Raw genomic sequence first — 18,021 nt, forward strand, 5'->3', positions numbered from 1 at the left:
ATAAGGATAAACAGCCTTCCGACAATTGATCACACGACATTGCAGCCTCGTAATCTGTTGCTTCATGGCAACGGCCGTCAGGCCAATCCGCTGCAGCCGGAGAAAAATTAATAGAAAATGATCAATTGGTGTTACTGTTCGTAACAAAACTAAAAAGGTTTGGGCGGGATCGTGATTCGGGTCGGTAGACCAGAGCGACACTCAATATCGGAAAAATGGCTTCGCGATGTCGAAAGGCAGTCGCCCCTGACGCCGGTGTCCTCCATGCGCAGCTTCTGGGGGCTGATGCGGGCCTACTGGTTCTCGGATCGCTGGAAGGAAGCCTGGACGCTGACGCTGATCATAGCGCTGCTCACGGCGCTCTCCAGCAAATCCGGCGTCTGGTTCGCCGAAGCATCCGGCGAACTGGTCAACTCGATCGCCTTCTTCCACGATGCCGCAAACACCACGCCGCTTCGGTCGCTGCTGACCAATGCCGGCATACTTGTCCTTCTGGTTGTGCTCAAGGACGCCGGCTTTACCGGCATCCGCACCCTCGTTTCCACGACGCTGCATCGCAAATGGCGCGGCTGGCTGGACAGCCGCTTCAACGAAGCGCTGCTTGACCCCAATCACACGCACTTCCATGCCCAGCATGGCTCGTCCGGCTCCGCCGCTCCCGACAACATCGACCAGCGCATCCAGGAATCGATCAAGGACATGACCGGCGGCGCCATTGGGCTTGCCATGGGTGTTCTGGCCGTCGCCACCTCGCTCTATTTCGTTGGTCAGAAACTGCTTGAAAACTCAGCGGAGGTCCGAGGGCTGGAATTCCTCGGCAGCTATGGCAGCGCCGTCCTGGCGTTTCTGGCGGTCGCTACCTATGTGCCGCTGAACACCTGGATCGCGGTCAAATTGGGCAAGTTGCTGGAACGGCTCAACGTCAGGATGCAGCAGGCCGAAGGCAGCTATCGCGGCGAGCTGACCACTTTTCTACGCCGCAGCTTCCACGTCGCCGCATCGCGCGGCGAGGATGTGCAAAGGACCATGCATAGCCAGCGCTATGTCGACATCGATCGCACCTGGGCGCGGCTGAACATCGTCAACACCAGCTACAATTCGTTCGAGCTGATCTATAATTTCATCGGCGCCCGCATTGTCGCTTACGGGCCGGGCCTCGTGCCCTTCATCCACAACGGCTTCGATCTCAAGGGCTACATAACCGGCTCCGAGATGGTCAATTCGCTGATCAGCCAATGTTCGTGGTTCATCCATGTCATGCCTGCCATCGCGGCGCTCCGGGCCAACAGCCAGCGTGTGACCGAATTGGCGAACGCCATTGAAAACGTCCAGCATCCGCAGGAATTCTACCGGCAGACCGGCCTTTCCGATTTCCGCTATGCCAGTCAGAACCCGGTCTTCGGCCTGACCATCCAGAAGCTTGAGCTGGCGCATCAGGGCGAAGACGCATCGCCGTTCCTTAGCGCCGCCAATCTGCGCTTCCGGCGCGGCGAATGGACATTCCTCAAGGGCGAATCCGGTTGCGGCAAGACCTCGTTGATCAAGGCGATCAACGGGCTTTGGCCTTATGGCCGCGGCACCATCGTCTTCCCGGAGAGCGTCAGGAGTTTCTATGCCGCCCAGGAGGTCAAGCTGCAGCAGGTCTCGCTGAAGCAACTGGCCTGCCTGCCTGGCTCCGAGCACGATCATTCCGATACACAGGTCGCATCGGCGCTGCACAGGGCCGGCCTTGGCGACTTCATCGAACACATGGCCGACGAAAGTCGCGAGGGAAAGATCTGGGATCAGGTTCTCTCCGGCGGCCAGAAGCAGAAGCTGGTTGTCGCCCGCATTTTGCTGCAGCAGCCGGGACTGCTGTTCCTCGACGAAGCGACCGGCGCGCTCGATCCCGCCGGAAAGATCGCCTTCCATCAGGCGATCAAGGACAATTGCCCCGATGTGACGGTCATCAGCGTCATGCACGAGGCCGTGCCGCCAAGATCGCTTTCAGGCGCCGAATTCTACCACAGCGTGGTCTCGATCACGGATGGCGTTGCGACCAAGAAGCCATTGGTTCCGAGCCTGCCTCGCGAACTCACCACCATCCTCGCACAGCCAACGCCGGTCGAGGACAAATGGCTGCGTTTCTCCCGTCGGCTGAAGCAGAGATAGCTTCGACACGATGGCATAGTGCCAGCAATCCAACGCCGATCACAGTCTCGCGATGAGGCCCGTTCGCTGCCGTTTTCAGCCCTGACAGCAATTGACTCGGCAAGAAGCGCTCCTATGTTGCGCCGGCTTGCAGATCCCAATCCAAACCCGCGAGCAGAAAGGTCACCGCGCCATGCCTGGCGACAGTCACAGTCGAACGCAACCGCCGTCCGCCTAGACGTGACCTGACAGGTTCACGTCCTGCCGGACGGCAAGGAGTGAGCCATGAACGAATTTTCCCCCGTAGCGGGCGACGATGCAGTCGCGATCGCCCGTATCCTTGCCAACGATCACGTCGCCGACGTCGTCGAGGCCCTGAACCACGAGCCTCGCGAAACGGCGACGGAGCTGCTTTGTGAAGTGCCGTTCGAGCGGCTGGTCGGGATTTTCGACCAGCCGGAACTCGACCGCGCATCCGACCTCGTCGAGGCGCTGCCCCGCGTCAAGGCCGGCAAGCTGCTGGCCGCCATGTCGGTCGACCGTGCCGCCGACCTTCTGCGCGATCTGGAAGAGCCGGCGCGTTCCGAACTGCTCGGCGGCCTCGCGCCGCCGCTGCGTTCGACGCTGCTTGCCATTCTCGGCTATCCCGAAGGCAGCGCTGCCTCGATCATGACGACGGAGTTCGTCAGCGTGCCCTCTGACTGGACCGTAGGCCGTACGCTGGACTACATCCGCAAGGTCGAGCGGACACGAGAGACCGTCTACGCGATCTACATCGTCGATCCCAAGACGCATGTCCTGGTGCGCTCGACCGGCCTGCGCCGGCTGATCACCGGCGAGCCGGACGATCTGATCATGGCGATCGCCCCCGATCGCATGCCGGTGACGGTGTCACCGCTGACCGACCGCGAAAAAGTGGCGCAGACGATCTCCAAGTATGACCTGCTCGCGGTTCCGGTCGTCGACCACGGCAAGATCCTCGGCATCGTCACCATCGACGACATCATCGACACCATGATCGAGGAGACGACCGAGGACGTGCATCGTTTCGGCGGCATGGAGGCTCTCGACGAGCCCTACATGAAGATGAGCTTTCTCGCCATGATCCAGAAACGCGCCGGCTGGCTGTGCGCTCTGTTCATCAGCGAGATGCTGACCGCCAACGCCATGCAGAGCTATGAGGGCGAACTGGAAAAGGCGATCGTGCTCACCCTGTTCATACCGCTTATCATGAGTTCTGGCGGCAATTCCGGCTCGCAGGCGACATCGCTTGTCATCCGGGCGCTGGCGTTACGCGAGATCGGCCTTGGCGACTGGTGGCGGGTGGCCTTGCGCGAATTGCCGACCGGTCTGGTGCTCGGATCGATCCTCGGCGTCGTCGGCATCTGCCGCATCGCGCTCTGGCAGTATCTGGGCTTCTACGATTACGGTCCGCACTGGCCGCTGATCGCCACGACGGTCGGGGCGGCATTGGTCGGAATCGTCACCTTCGGCTCGCTGTCGGGATCGATGCTGCCGTTCGCCCTGAAACGGGTCGGCTTCGATCCGGCAAGCGCCTCGGCCCCTTTCGTCGCCACGCTGGTCGATGTCACAGGCCTGGTGATCTATTTTTCGGTGGCGATGGTGATCCTGCGCGGAACGCTCCTGTAGCCTTTCCCTGCGCCCCACCGCGATTGCCGCGGTGGGGCGCAAAAGGCTGGCATCGTCAGACGCGCTCGCCATCTTTCACCCGGTAGGTTGGCTTGTACATGGTGACGAGTTCTTCCGCCGCGGTCGGGTGCACGGCCATGGTGCGGTCGAAATCGTCCTTGGTGAGGCCGGCCTTGATCGGGATGCCGAGGAGCTGCGCCATCTCGCCGGCGTCCGGCCCGAGGATATGGGCGCCAAGCACCTTTTTCGAGAGGCCATCGACCACCAGCTTCATCAGCATCTTTTCGTCACGGCCCGACAGCGTGTGCCGCATCGGCCGGAAAGTGGCGCGGTAGATTTCAATGTCGGCAAAGCGCTTTATCGCTTCGTCCTCCGACAACCCGACCGTGCCGATCTCCGGCTGCGAGAAAACAGCGGTGGCGATCGTGTCATGGTCGGGCGCGGTCGCATTGTCCTTGAAGGCGGTCTCGACGAAGCACATCGCCTCATGGATCGCCACCGGCGTCAGTTGCACGCGGTTGGTGACGTCGCCGATCGCCCAGATGTTGTCGATGTTGGTGCGCGAATATGGGTCGACGTTGATCGCGCCGGTCTTGGTCAATTCGATGCCGACGCCTTCAAGGCCGATGTTTTCGGTGTTGGGGATGCGGCCGATGGCGAGCATGACCTGATCGACCGTCAACGCCTTGCCGCCGCTGACAACCGCGTCAAGCCGGCCGTCCGGCCGCTTGCGGACCCATTCCGACACCGCATGGCAGAGGATCCTTATCCCCTTCTTTTCCATCGTCTCATGCAGCATGCACCTGAGGTCCATGTCGAAGCGGGAGAGGATCTCCTTGCCGCGGTAGACCAGCGTGGTTTCGACGCCGAGGCCGTGAAAGATGTTGGCGAATTCGACGGCGATGTAGCCGCCGCCCTCGATCATGATCGCCTTCGGCAGTTCCGTGAGGTCAAAGGCTTCGTTGGAAAAGATGCAATGCTCATGGCCGGGCAGAGCCGGATGCGGTGCCGGGCGGCCGCCAGTGGCGATCAGAATCTGGTCGGCCGTGACGGTGCGGTCTTCGCCGAGAAGATGTACCGCATGCGGGTCGACCAGCACGGCGCGCGAATGAAACGTCTCGCCGCCGGCGCCTTGCACATTCCTCTTGTAGATGGCCTCCAGCCGGCTGATCTCGCGGTCCTTGTTGGCAACCAGGGTCGGCCAGTCGAAAGTTGCCTGCGGCACCGTCCAGCCATAGCCGGCGGCGTCCTCGAAATGCTCGGGAAATTGCGAGGCATAGACATAGAGCTTCTTCGGCACGCAGCCGCGGATGACGCAGGTGCCGCCATACCGGTATTCCTCGGCAATGCCGACGCGCTTGCCGAGCGCTGCCGCCACACGCGCCGCCCTGACCCCGCCGGAGCCGCCACCGATGACGAAAAGATCGTAGTCGTAACCGGCCATGCCGTGGCTCCTCATGCTTCGAAACGTTCGAGACAGGTAGGCCGCAAAGCATCAAAAGAAAAGCCCGGACAAGCCGGGCTTTCTGGTCCAGTGGCGAAACCGCCGCGGAAAGAAATCAGTTCTTTGGTGCTTCCGGCTGTGTGCCGTCCACTGGAGCCGCGGCATCCGCGGGCGCCGCCGTCGCCTTGGCTTTCGCTGCCGCGGCCAGCGTTTCGCCGACCTGCTGGGCGAGATCGCGGGCGAGGCCGTTCTGCCAGATGTCGGCCGCCTTGACCAGGTCACGCGTCACGGCCGGGCCACTGTCGAGCAGCTTCTTGCCGGACGCAGAATTGTAGAAGGCGGCGATGTCGTTGAGTTCCTGTTCGGAAAACACCTTGGCATAGGCAAGGGCTGCTTCCTTCTCGAGGTCGGCGCGGCGTGCGGCCAGCGACAGCGCCTTCTCGTTGATCGTCTTGCCGATCAGCTCTTGCATGTCGGGGTTCTTCTGGATGAGCTGCTGCTCGAGCGCGGCCGCGGCCTGCGGCAGGATGTTGTCGAACGGATCCGTCGCATGGATCGCCGCGACCGCGGCGCGCGCGGCCTTCAAATGCGCGTCGGTGACGTCCTGCGAGAATGCCGGCGCGGAAAACGCCAAGACGGCCGAAGCCGCGACAATGGCGGAAAGACGGCGAACCCGGTTATGCAACATCATGATCGGTAGAACTCCCTGGTTTTCGGGCGGCATGGACGGTTTGGATGCCGTCGCCGCCGGCGATGATGGCCGCTGACGCCAGCCCGATGAAAAGACCATGCTCGACAACGCCTGGAATGGCGTGGAGAGCATTCGAAAGCGCTCTTGTATCCGGAATGCGGCCAAAAGATGCATCGAGGATAAAATGGCCGCCGTCTGTAACAAAAGGCTGGCTCCCCGTCATCCTCAATGTGACAGGACCGGAAAGGCCGAGTCCCGCGGCCGCCGCACCGACCGCGATTTCGGTGGCGCGCAGGCCGAATTGATTGACTTCGATGGGCAGTGGAAAACGGCCGAGCATCTCCACCATTTTCGAACGGTCGGCAATGACGATCATGCGTGCGGAGGCCGCCGCGACGATCTTCTCGCGCAGCAGCGCGCCGCCACCGCCCTTGATCAATGTCAGCGCCGGGTCGACCTCGTCGGCGCCATCGATGGTGAGGTCGAGTTCGGGCGTCTCCTCCAGGTCCGACAGCGGCACGCCAAGCTCGCGGCAAAGGATGGCGGTGCGCTCCGAGGTCGGCACGCCGACGATCGTGAAGCCGGTGGCGACCTTTTGGGCGAGCAGCCGCACGAATTCCTCGGCGGTCGTGCCGGTGCCGATGCCGAGCCGCATGCCGTCGCTGACATGGGCAAGGGCTGCCCGCGCGGCCTCGACCTTCAATTGCCTCGCATCCATGCCCCTGTCGCGCCCCGTTTTTGTTTGCGCGCTCCTAGCATTTTTGCCCGCCCGTTCAAAGACCTTGGCTGTGGACTGGTCCAGACGGCTTGCATGGGCCGGCTTGCCTGATCGGACCGCAGGGGGTATCGCCTGCGCAATGCAATCGTCACAGGACAGGCCATGACTCGACCGATCATCGTGTTCGACCTCGACGGGACGCTGATCGACACGGCGCCGGATTTGCTGGACAGCCTCAACCACAGTCTCGCCGCCAGTGAGCTCGCGGCTGTCGACGAGGCCGGCTTCAAGCGCTTCGTCGGCCATGGCGGCCGGGTGATGATCGAGCGAGCCCATGCCGCGCAGCAAAGATCGCTTGCGGTGGACGAGCATGACCGCTTGCTGAGATTGTTCCTCGATCACTACACCGACAACATCCCCGGCAAGTCACGCCCCTACCCCGGTGTCGTCGAGGCGATAGCCCGGTTCGAGAATGCCGGCTATCTCCTGGCCATCTGCACCAACAAATACGAGGCCAACTCGGTGGCGCTGATCGAGGCGCTCGGCCTGGCAAGCCATTTCGCCGCGATCTGCGGCCAGGACACGTTCGCTTTCCGCAAGCCTGACCCCCGCCATCTCACACATACCATCGCGCTCGCCGGCGGCAACCCGAACGGTGCGCTGATGGTCGGCGATTCGCAGACCGATATCGATACGGCGAAAGCGGCCGGCATTCCGGTAGTCGCCGTCGATTTCGGCTACACTGATCGTCATGTGCGCGAATTCGAACCGTCGGCGGTGATCTCGCATTTCGACGCGCTGACGCTGGATCTCGCGGAACGGCTGATCGCCGCGGCGGCACACTGAGCGGCACGCGCTGCCGCGATCGCATTCTGGTCCCCGCCAAAGGTGGGACATCGCCTGCGGGCATCGCCTTGACTTCGCGGGCCTGCCTCCCTTATATCGCGGCGCGCTTGGCCTTCGGGCAACGAGCGGGCGATTAGCTCAGCGGGAGAGCACACCCTTCACACGGGTGGGGTCGCAGGTTCAATCCCTGCATCGCCCACCAAATTTCATTCGCAAATTCAGACATTTAACGCAGTCGGACCCCAGCCTGCAAATCGCGCCGTTGGATTTTGGCCTCGGCCCTGGTCCAGGCGATGCGTCAGGCGGTCGGCGACACTTCAAGCACTATCTATCCTGGGAATCACTCAGGCCGCATATTGAATACGGCCGGTGGAGAGCGTTGACGGACGATGAAGTCGTCCTAGGTGAGCTGCTATCTCGTTCTGGATGAGCTGTGTGACGGCAGGAAATCGTCAACGATCTCCTGCTCCGACCAGGTGAAACAGCGCGGTTGCAAAAGCTTCCCGCATCCGCGAACATTGCGGCATCCCATCATAGGCCGCAAATGCCGGCCTGAAATCAGGACGCCGGCTCCGGCCCTGCGTCCTGGCGGTCCCTGGCCCCTGAATTTCAGCCAGCGTCCTTAAGTCCAAAGGGAGGAACAAGCGATGAAACTGACAAGACTCCTCGCCGGTGCGATGCTCGCGTCGAGCTGCCTGTGTGTGCCCGCGCTGGCGCAGACGGAGTTGACCATGTGGTATCACGGCGCCGGCAATGAGGTGGAGTCGAAGATCCTCAAACAGATCATCTCGGACTTCAACGCCAGCCAGTCCGACTGGACGGTGGCCATGGAGAGCTTCCCGCAGGCGAGCTACAACGATTCCATCGCGGCGGCGGCGCTGGCGGGCAAATTGCCCGACATCCTGGACGTTGACGGCCCCAACATGCCCAATTGGGCCTGGGCCGGTTATCTGCAGCCGCTGCCGATCGACGAGAGCGAGTTCGCCGACTTCCTGCCCGGCACCAAGGGTATGTGGGATGGCAAGCTCTATTCGATCGGTCTATGGGACGCTGCGGTGGCGCTTTTTGCACGCCAGTCGACTTTGGATGGTTTGGGTCTGCGCACCCCGACCCTCGACAAGCCCTGGTCGCGCGACGAATTCATGGCCGCGCTCGATGCCGCCAAGGCCTCCGGTAAGTATGAATATGCCCTCGACCTCGGCATGAACGATCAGACCGAGTGGTATCCCTATGCTTTCTCGCCGTTTCTGCAGAGCTTCGGCGGGGATATCGTCGACCGTTCGACCTACCAGACCGCGGAAGGCGCGCTGAACGGCGAGGCCGCGCAGGCCTTTGGCAAGTGGTGGCAATCACTGTTCACCGAAGGCTATGCGCCTGGCACCAGTGAGGACGCCGCCGATCAACAGACCGGCTTCATCGACGGCAAGTTCGCCTTCCAGTGGAACGGCAACTGGCGCGCGGTGGCGACGATGGCGGCCGTGGATGACGTGGTCTTCCTTCCAGCTCCCGATTTCGGCGCGGGCAACAAGATCGGCGCCGGTTCATGGCAGTTCGGCGTCTCGGCCAAGTCCACGCATCCGGACGGTGCTGCCGAATTCATCAAGTTCGCCACACAGGACAGGTATCTCGCTGCCTTCTCCGATGGTATCGGTCTGATCCCGTCCACCCCCTCGGCGGCGCAGATGACAAAGAACTACAAGGCTGGCGGCCCGCTCGCGGTGTTCTTCGACCTCTCCAAGGCGCAGGCTCTGGTACGCCCGGTCACTCCGGGTTACGTGGTCCAGTCCAAAGTCTTCACCAAGACACTGGCCGACATCGCCAATGGCGCCGACGTGGCTGACACGCTCGATGCCGCGGTCGACGAAATCGACGCCGATATCACGAACAATGGCGGTTACGGTCACCGGTAGTTCCGTCGCGCCGCCGGGTCCGCGCCTGCCGCGGACTCCACGCTTTCTGGCTTCCTGAGGCGGATATCGCAAATGGCCTCGAAACTGACCCTTTCGAACCGGACAGGCTGGACATTCGCCCTGCCCGGGTTCGCACTCATCGTCGCATTCATCATCCTGCCGTTCTTCTTCGCGATCGGTCTCTCGTTGACCAATCAGCGGCTGATCTCGCCGAATCCCACCCGGTTCGTCGGGTTGGAGAACTACAGGCAACTCCTGGGTCTTGGGGTGGTAACGCTCGAGCCGGAGCGCAACGACGCCGGCGAAGTGGTCCGGGACGGGGCCGGCGAAATCCAGTATCCCCGCCTGCGTGAGATCACCCGCAGCGACGCCTATCCCCAGTATCGTGGCATGCGTGAGTGGTTCCGCTGGCAGTCCGGCGGGAACGCCATGGTCGTCATCGCCAGCGACGTCGTGTTCATGAAAGCGCTGGTGAACACCTTCCTGTTCGCCCTGGTCGTGGCGCCGGTGCAGGGCGGCCTCGCGCTGGTGCTCGCTTTGCTCATCAATCGCAAGGTCAGGGGCATGAACCTGTTCCGGACCATCTACTTCATGCCCGTTGTGGTCTCCATCGTCGTGGTCGCGCTCCTCTGGCGGTTCATCTATGCCGGCCAGAGCGGACTTTTGAACACCCTCCTCCATGGCCTTACCTTCGGCCTTTTCCAGCCCGTCGACTGGTTGGGCAACCCCTCGACCGCGCTGCCGGCGATCATGGCCATGTCGATCTGGCAGGCTGTCGGCTTCCATATGGTCATTTGGCTGGCCGGGTTGCAGACGATCAGCCCCACGCTCTACGAGGCCGCCGCGATCGAGGGGGCTTCGAAATGGCAGACCTTCCGCTATGTCACTTGGCCGGGCCTGCGCAACACCGCAGTGCTCGTCGTCGTCGTGATCACCATGCAGTCCTTCGCGGTCTTCGCCCAGATCGACGTGATGACAAAGGGCGGTCCGCGCGACAGCACCCAGACTCTCGTCTTCCAGATGGTCGAGCGCGGCTACGGCAAACAGGACATCTCGGGCGGCTCGACCATTTCGGTCATTCTGTTCGCCATCGTGCTAACGATTTCACTCGTTCAGCGCTGGCTGACACGGGAGCGCTAGCATGGTCATCAATCCCGACAATCACGGCCTGAGGCTTTTCGTCCGCTATCTGGTGCTGTGCCTGATCGCGCTGATCTTCATCCTCCCGCTGGTGTTCATGATCACCTCGAGTTTCAAGCCTGACAGTCAACTCCTTGCGGACACCGCCAGCCTGCGCGCCTTCCTGCCCGTCGGGGATATCAGCCTCGACAACTATTTCGCGGCGTTCAGGCGGGCGCCTGTCGGTCTGTTCGTCTTCAATTCGGTCCTGGTCACTGGGGTGACCGTGTTTTTGTCGCTGCTGATCTGTTCGCTGGCCGGCTTCTCCTTCGTTTTCCTGCGGTGGAGAGGGCGCGACATGGTGCTCTCGATCGTCATCGCCACATTCATCATCCCTTTCGAGACCATCGCTATCCCGCTCCTGCTCCTGGTCTCGAAACTGCCCTGGATCGGGATCGATGGGCTGGAATGGGGCTGGCTCAACACGTACCGGGTGCAGATCATCCCCTGGATCGCGGACGGACTGACGATCTTCCTGTTCGTACAGTATTTCAAAGGCCTGCCGGGCGAACTGATCGAGGCGAGCCGGGTCGAGGGCGCGAGCTGGTGGCAGGTTTACTATCGCGTCGTCATGCCGCTCTCGGGGCCGGTTGTGGCTACCGCCGCCATCCTCAAATTCCTCGTCATGTATAACCAACAGTACCTTTGGCCGCTCATCGTGGTGCAGCAGGAAAACTACCGCCCCGTCATGGTCGGTCTCGGCTACTTCTTTCAACTCAACGTCGCTTGGGGCGAGGTCATGGCTTATCTCACCCTTATCACCGTCCCGGTGCTGATCTTCTACCTCTTCCTGCAGCGCGCCTTCATCGCGTCGATCGCCTCGACCGGTGTGAAGGGCTGACTACATGGTTCTCGCGCTCAAGGACCAGTGGATTCCGCACAGCTGGTATGTCCCGCTCCTCAAGGCCGGCAGATCCATCGGTGATCCAGAGTTGCCGCGCATGAACCAGGAAACGGGAGCCACCGGTCATGGCTGAGGTCTCGTTCAAGGGTGTCAAGAAATCCTATGGTCGTGTCGACGTCATCAAAGGAGTCGATATCCACGTCAACGATGGCGAGTTCGTTGTCTTTGTCGGACCGTCGGGCTGCGGGAAATCCACCTTGCTGCGTCTGATCGCCGGGCTCGAGGACATAACCGAAGGCATCCTCGAAATCGGAAGCCGGACGGTCAACGAACTTCAACCCAAGGAACGCGGTGTGGCGATGGTGTTCCAGAGCTATGCCATCTTTCCGCACATGACCGTGCGCGAGAACATGGCGTTCGGTCTCACCATCGCCGGCGCTTCCAAGCAGGAAAAGGCGCGGAAGGTCGCCGAGGCCGCACGCATCCTGCAAATGGAACATCTGCTCGAGCGCCGTCCCAGCCAGCTTTCGGGCGGCCAGCGCCAGCGAGTCGCCATCGGGCGCGCAATCACGCGCAAACCGTCCGTATTCCTGTTTGACGAGCCGCTCTCCAACCTCGACGCCGCGCTGCGCATGGACATGCGCATGGAGATCGGCCGGCTGCACAGGCAACTGGGCACTACCATGATTTATGTCACCCACGACCAGGTCGAGGCGATGACGCTGGCGGACAAGATCGTCGTCCTGAGGGACGGTCAAGTCATGCAGATCGGAGCGCCAATGGAACTCTATCACGAGCCGGCCAACAGGTTCGTAGCCGGCTTCCTGGGGGCCCCGTCGATGAATTTCCTGGACGTCGAAATCCTGGACCTCGATGGCGAAACGGCAACCGTTGGCAACCCGTCACTGGACCCGATCAGGGTGGCGACAAGGAGACGACCGTTCCGCAAGGACGGCAAGGCCATCCTCGGTATCCGTCCGCAATATCTCAGGGCAGCGCAATCTGGAAAAGGCATGCTGCACGGCACCGTGGCACATGCCGAGCGGTTGGGCAGCGAAACGGTCGTTGAGCTGACACTTCGCGACGGTCGCAACCTCATAGCGGCCTTCGACGAAGACAAGATCTTCGAACCGGGCGACGCTCTGGAACTCACCTTCGACACAGCGTTGGCCCATCTCTTCCACGAGGAAGAATGAGCCGGCGCGGCATCGGCTGCTGCAAAGGGGCTGTGTAACGCCCTTCACAGACCGCGGCCGGTTTTCGAGCAAACTAACCCCGCTCGGCCGACATTCGATTGGCCGCACGGAACAAAATTTCGAGGCCCGGAATGCAACCGGCCCAAGGCGGGGTTTTTGATCACCTAGGCATTTCACAGTTGCCGTCTGCGCGTTCGGCTCCTCCCGCCGCGCGTGCAGACGGCCTTCAACGCAGGCGGATCGGATGCCGGACGGTGCCGGTGTCCGATCCCATGCCTTTCGAAGGAGCCGTGACATGGATGAACACCGGGCTTTGATGCCGTCCACTCTTGCCGTAAACTTTAGCAGTTACGGAAATTGGGGCACGGACATGGCTTTTGCTGGCGCGAACGACAGAGATGATCTGCCGCGCCTTGCGCGTATCGACCCGAGCCAGTTCGATCTGTTGTTCAGCGGTTGCAAACTCGAACGCTACGCCGCCGGCCAGCATCTGTTCGTCCAGGAGGATGCCGCCGACCGCATCTATGGTGTGATGAAGGGCACGGTGGAGATCTCGATCTATTCGCCTGGTGGCCAAAAGCTGGTGGCCAATATCGAGCTGTCGCGCAGTTTGATCGGAGAGATCGGGGCACTTGACGGACGCCCGCGCACGGCCACCGCGATCTGTCTCACCGCCTGCGAGCTGGTTTCGCTCAGCCGAACACAACTCTTTGATCGAATGGAGAAAAATCCGTCCCTGGCGCGCGCCATGATCGAACTTTTGTGCGCACGGCTGCGCTGGGTCAGCGGTGAACTCGGGGATCAGGCCTTTTTCGGCATCGAGGCGAGATTGGCAAAACGACTGGTCTTTCTGGGCGGCGTCATAGCTGACGCCGCCGGCTGGATACCGATCTCGCAGTCCGAGCTGGGCGAGTTCCTAGGCGCCACGCGCGAGTCGGTCAACAAGACGCTCAACGACTGGCGTAGCCGGCAGATCATCGCCATCAAGCGCGGCGGCCTGCGCATCATCGACGCCAGGGCGCTCAGTCATATCGCCGCTTCGCAGGACGACGACTGAGGACGGCGATGACTGAATCCGGTGATTCGGGGTGCGCCCTCGAATCCGATTCGGGGACGCGTCCCCGAATCAGAGTCGCGAAATCAGATAGCGCAGCGACGATTTGCCCGGCATGAAGAAGTAGCCCCCTCCCCGCGTGGTGACGAATTGCGGGATGCCCTTCAGCACGGTGACGCCCTCCCAGGAGGGGATGGTGAACCTGCCGCCGCCGTCGCGCGAGCCGATGGTCGGATCCTTTTCGCCAGCCACCCCCTGGAACGAGGTCGATGAGACCCAGGTCTGCTGCATGAATTCGTACTGACGCTCGATGTCGGCGTTGAGGCACATGAAGAGCAGGCCCTTCTCGACTTTCCCGCGCTTCTTGTCCTGTTTCAGATAGGTGCGGCCGACCCGTATGATGCGGTGGCGCTTGCCGATCCTGATTTGCGTCTCTCGGTCTTCGCCCAGCGAATCGCGCGGATTCGAGCGACGGACATGGGCGCCAAGCGGACAGCGGTGTCCCTGTGGGTCCTCGGCGCCAAAGGCGAAATCATTGTCGGCCGGGCGGCCGGGTCGGCCGTCGGGATTGCGCACCAGCGAGCTGCCGTCGGGCCAGCGGCCAAGCATCTTGGCGGCGACCCAGCGTGGCGTGATGGCCGGGTTGCCGGTTTCACTTGCCGCCTGCATGGCCGCGGCCTTGCAGTAATCATCGAATATGTCGACGTGCTGCTCGAATTGGCGCACGACAAGAAAGGAGCCGTTGCGGCCGAAATCGTGCGGCGGCGGTGGCTGGCCTGCGATCTGCCGGTTGCGGCGCACCGCCGACAGGATGCCGGACCGGTCCTGCGAGGCCCGGACGGATGGTGAGGCCGGATAGAAGCCGTGCTCGTCGCGATAACCGAACAGGAACTCGCCCGGCGCCACCAGATGCATCGGTGTCGCGCCGGCATTGGCGCGCGCCGTGCCCCTGACGATCGGCTGCGAAACACCGTCGACGAAGCCGAAATGTTCCACCGCGCGCTTGCCCTCGCGCTTCACCGCAAGAGGCAGTTCCGCGACGAATTTCATCCCCGCGCCCGTGGTCTTTCGCTTCAGGGCGGCGATTTCGGCCGCCAGCACCTCCGCGCTTTCGGCATAGCAGACGATGACCGCATCCGCCGGTTTCCGTGGCGAGCCCCACCGCCATTTGTCGGGCACGCTTTCACCGACATCGTCGAGGATGCGGCTGCGCTCGGGATTGCCCATGCCATGGCGAAAGGCGACCGGAAAGGTACCCAGCGGATCGTCGTCGGCCCCACCCTCCAGGCCGAGACGGCGAAGGCCGTCAGGGCCGAACGCCACCGTCATGGCGCGCTTTGCCGGCGCGCCGTCGCCGAAGCTCGTTTGCGCGACGACGAACTCCAGCCACGCCTTGCGCCTGATCCGGGAAAGTGTATCCGGCACGGCTATCGCCAGCATGTGGGCATGGCCCAATGAACCAAATGGGCCGAAGAATATGGATTGGATCTCGCCGGTTTCCAGCTGTTGTTCGAGAGGCGCGGGAAACGCCGAACTTATATCCGCCAGCAACGAGGCAGTCTTTTGGACGGCGGTTCTTGGGGCCACCGGACGCGGCAATGACCCAAACAGACTCAGCCAGTCGCGCGCTTGGCTGTCCGTAGCGGTCGCTAACCCTCGCCTGATCCGGGAGTTGGTACGGATGCGGATGGTGTTGAGGGCCGGATAGGCCGAATACCAGAACAGCGTCGGTACCTGCTGGCGCCGTGCCCAGCGCTTGAAGCGATCGCCGTCGCGCGCACCGTCGAGGAAGAGCCAGCGCGTGCGCGGGTAACCTTCTGTGTTGCTCCATACACCGGTGAGCCCGGACGCGGCCTTGGCGATGAAATCCTCGAGATAGCTCTCCCAGCTGCCGCCATAGTTGGAAAGGAACATCAGCCTGTTGGTGCCCGGCAGCAGCACCCAGCGGGCGAAATGGATGGTGTTGATGGTGGCAAGGAAGCCCGGCTTGAACACCTTCTGCGCCGAGATCGAGATCAGGTAGAAGGAAAGCCTGAGCGCAAGCCGCCGCAAGGTTCCGACCTTCATCGTCGAGATCGCCGTCAAATGGTTCTGGGCGGTGCGGTCCTCGTGGACGATAATCTTGTCCAGCGCATCGAGGTCGACAGGCGTGTTGTGAGGGCGATCGATGTCTTCGACACGCCGCAAGGCGACGAAGCACAGGCCGATCACCGCGATCGCTATCGCCAGCAGGCCGAGCACGGCCAACAGAAGTGCCGTACCGGCAATGGCGATGTTGGGGAAGGTCAGGCCGTCAGGATCGCCGAACACCAGCACATAGGTCATGCGCCAACAGGCAAGCACGACCAGCGCGACGGTGATGAGCACGGCCGGCGCCAGCAGCGTCGTGGTTATGGCCTGCCACCATTTTCCCGGCGGTCTTTCGAGCAGGCTTTCGGCTGGCTGGAACGCCCAGTCGAACCTGCCGAGCGACTGGACATGCCGGCGGGCCTCGGTGAGCACGGCGGCAGCGTCGCCATTGCCATAGCGCGGCTGTTCGACGACGTCGCGAATGGTGTCGGCGAGCTCGGCTTCGGCCAGGATGCGGCGGACCGAATGTCCCGGCGTGCCGGAAAACACCAGCCCGGCATTGCTGCCGAAAGACGGCGATATCTCGACATTGTGTTTGCGCAGGAAGTCGTTCAGCGCCCCGCCATCGGGCAGGCCGCAGACGTCTTCCAAAATCGGCAGCAACCAGTGACCGATGGCCCGCGAGACTGTGTCGATGACCTCGTCGCTGCTGCCGTCGCCGGAGACTTCGAGAACCACAACGCCTTTCTCAAGACCGGACGCATCATCGGTCTCGCCAGTGCCGGCAACGGTCAGGCTGGTAAAATGTATGGTGCCGGCAATGCGGAGCGCGGTGCTGATCTCTTCATTGGCCGGATTGCCGAGCGCCGCGACCTTGTCGCGGATGGCGTCCAGCGGCGCGGTCTGGGTGATTGGGCAGACCACCGTCACCATCGAATGGTCGACGGTGCGGCAAAGTGCGGGCCGCTCGAAGTCGATCTTGAGGCTTTCCGGATAGGCGCCGACGCTGGTCATGCGTCCGGCCCTGCCGCGGACACGGCGTACGCCCTGCTTCTGGAACAGGGCACGCAGGCTTTCGCCGATCTGCACCCTGGCGATTTCGGCGCCAATGCACAGATGAATGCCGTGGCCGAACACCATGTAGTCGCGTTGCGGACGCGAGGTGTCGAACGCGTTCGGGTTTCGCACCGCTTCCGCGTCGAACATTGCCGACAGCGTTGCCGGCATGACCACCGTTCCTGCCTTCACCAGGCGCTCGCGGCGCGTGCCCTTGGCGATCGTGGTGTCGCGCGACGTATAGCGCCAAGGGCCGACCCAGATCGGCTTGAAGCGCATGGCTTCGAGGATTGCCCGGTCGAGCTTGCCGGTGTCGTCCCCGGCGAGCGCCGCATCGATAGCCTTTCGTGCGTCGGACCGGGACAGGATCACGTCAAGGCAATTGCCGCCGGCCAGCACATTGGTCGGAACGAAGCCGGCGATCATGCCGAGCATGATCGAATGGAGGTCGGGCAGCGACAGCTTGCCCTGATCGAGAAGGGCGACAAGTCTTGGCAGCGGCTGCTCGGCCTTCGCGCTCCTTTCCCTGATCGCGTCGATGGAGCGGTCTATGACCTTGATCAGCCGGTCGCCGGCCACCACTGCAAGCTCGCGCGTGACCGGCTTTGCCAGCGGATCGGAAAAGAACAGCGCGCTCAAGGCGATTGCCCAGTCGGCGAATTCGGATTCGTCGTCGATCTCGAGACCGAAATAATCGCGGCAGATATGCACCGGCACGATCTTCATCAGCCCGGAGATGGCATCGAAGCCAGGACTGGCGCGGATCATGATCTCCTGGGAATAGCGTGCGGCGATCGGCCTGACGGCGGCCTCGACCTCGGCCGGCGGGAAAGCGCTCAGCACCGACGACTTCATGCGGCGATAGTCGGCGCCGTCCTGCATGCCGAGGATGAAGTTCGACCCGCGAGCGAGTTCGGTCATCTCGGGTCCATAAGGTGTCTGGAATTCGTCGCCGCGCTCCAGTATGTCGCGCACGTCGGCGTTCCTGGTAACGAGCAGGAAATTGCCGAAGGCAAGGTTCGGCCAGAACCGGCGCAGCAGCGCCAGCGCCCAGCGAGGATCATTGAAAAGGAAGCCTGCTATGCGCGCCGCGAGGCCGCTGGAACGCAGCCGTCCGAGGTCGAATGGCGGCATTTCCGCCAGCGGCCGCTGGTTTTCCCGGGCCTCGCGGACAGCATCGAAATACTTGATCCTGAACATGCGTATTCAAGCCCCCCGGCCGTTCACATTGTT

At 62.4% G+C, this 18,021-nt stretch carries 13 protein-coding genes and 1 tRNA gene; 10 read left to right on the top strand and 4 right to left on the bottom strand.

Annotated elements, in window-relative coordinates; all coding sequences use genetic code 11:
* The first annotated feature begins 264 nt into the window (after positions 1-264).
* Both CN311_RS12340 and mgtE read left to right on the top strand, forming a co-directional pair.
* Positions 265-2,151, top strand: coding sequence for an ABC transporter ATP-binding protein/permease (locus tag CN311_RS12340; RefSeq protein WP_165779682.1), 1,887 nt, complete (start codon positions 265-267; stop codon positions 2,149-2,151).
* 264 nt (positions 2,152-2,415) lie between these two features.
* Positions 2,416-3,780 carry a magnesium transporter gene (mgtE, locus tag CN311_RS12345; protein WP_097573993.1) on the top strand — a complete coding sequence of 455 codons (1,365 nt, stop codon included), beginning with the start codon at positions 2,416-2,418 and terminating at the stop codon, positions 3,778-3,780.
* Between the two features lie 55 nt (positions 3,781-3,835).
* On the opposite strand, the gene gor is transcribed toward mgtE, so the two are convergent.
* The 3 genes from gor to rpiA form a co-directional block, all read right to left on the bottom strand.
* Entirely contained in the window at positions 3,836-5,224 is a 1,389-nt protein-coding gene (gene gor / locus CN311_RS12350) for a glutathione-disulfide reductase (RefSeq protein ID WP_097574034.1), read from the bottom strand.
* 115 nt (positions 5,225-5,339) lie between these two features.
* A complete protein-coding gene (locus CN311_RS12355; protein ID WP_097573994.1) occupies positions 5,340-5,915 on the bottom strand; it encodes a DUF2059 domain-containing protein in 576 nt (191 codons plus the stop codon).
* Entirely contained in the window at positions 5,902-6,633 is a 732-nt protein-coding gene (gene rpiA, locus CN311_RS12360) for a ribose-5-phosphate isomerase RpiA (protein WP_097573995.1), read from the bottom strand. Before rpiA ends, CN311_RS12355 begins: the two co-directional genes overlap by 14 nt.
* Before the next feature lie 162 nt (positions 6,634-6,795).
* On the opposite strand from rpiA, the gene CN311_RS12365 reads away from it, so the two are divergent.
* The 8 genes from CN311_RS12365 (at position 6,796) to CN311_RS12395 (ending at position 13,665) form a co-directional block, all read left to right on the top strand.
* Positions 6,796-7,479, top strand: coding sequence for a phosphoglycolate phosphatase (locus CN311_RS12365; protein WP_097573996.1), 684 nt, complete (start codon positions 6,796-6,798; stop codon positions 7,477-7,479).
* A 127-nt stretch (positions 7,480-7,606) separates the two neighbouring features.
* Positions 7,607-7,681, top strand: a tRNA-Val gene (locus CN311_RS12370).
* Between the two features lie 445 nt (positions 7,682-8,126).
* A complete protein-coding gene (locus CN311_RS12375) occupies positions 8,127-9,389 on the top strand; it encodes an ABC transporter substrate-binding protein (protein ID WP_097573997.1) in 1,263 nt (420 codons plus the stop codon).
* Positions 9,390-9,461: 72 nt separating this feature from the next.
* Complete coding sequence (locus CN311_RS12380; RefSeq protein ID WP_097573998.1) at positions 9,462-10,529, top strand: carbohydrate ABC transporter permease; 1,068 nt, start codon at positions 9,462-9,464, stop codon at positions 10,527-10,529.
* Position 10,530: 1 nt separating this feature from the next.
* The gene (locus CN311_RS12385) at positions 10,531-11,409 is read left to right on the top strand and encodes a carbohydrate ABC transporter permease (RefSeq protein WP_097573999.1); all 879 of its coding nucleotides are present in this window, start codon (positions 10,531-10,533) and stop codon (positions 11,407-11,409) included.
* A 4-nt stretch (positions 11,410-11,413) separates the two neighbouring features.
* Entirely contained in the window at positions 11,414-11,545 is a 132-nt protein-coding gene (locus CN311_RS33635) for a hypothetical protein (protein ID WP_280954033.1), read from the top strand.
* Positions 11,538-12,608, top strand: coding sequence for an ABC transporter ATP-binding protein (locus tag CN311_RS12390; protein WP_097574000.1), 1,071 nt, complete (start codon positions 11,538-11,540; stop codon positions 12,606-12,608). Before CN311_RS33635 ends, CN311_RS12390 begins: the two co-directional genes overlap by 8 nt.
* A 370-nt stretch (positions 12,609-12,978) precedes the next feature.
* Positions 12,979-13,665 (top strand): Crp/Fnr family transcriptional regulator, encoded by a 687-nt coding sequence (locus tag CN311_RS12395; RefSeq protein ID WP_097574001.1) that lies wholly within the window; start codon positions 12,979-12,981, stop codon positions 13,663-13,665.
* Positions 13,666-13,734: 69 nt separating this feature from the next.
* Here the strand turns inward: CN311_RS12395 and CN311_RS12400 are convergent, their stop codons facing one another.
* Positions 13,735-17,988 carry a cytochrome P450 gene (locus tag CN311_RS12400; protein ID WP_097574002.1) on the bottom strand — a complete coding sequence of 1,418 codons (4,254 nt, stop codon included), beginning with the start codon at positions 17,986-17,988 and terminating at the stop codon, positions 13,735-13,737.
* Positions 17,989-18,021 lie beyond the last annotated feature (33 nt).

This window comes from Mesorhizobium sanjuanii (assembly GCF_002529485.1).
Taxonomy (GTDB): domain Bacteria; phylum Pseudomonadota; class Alphaproteobacteria; order Rhizobiales; family Rhizobiaceae; genus Mesorhizobium; species Mesorhizobium sanjuanii.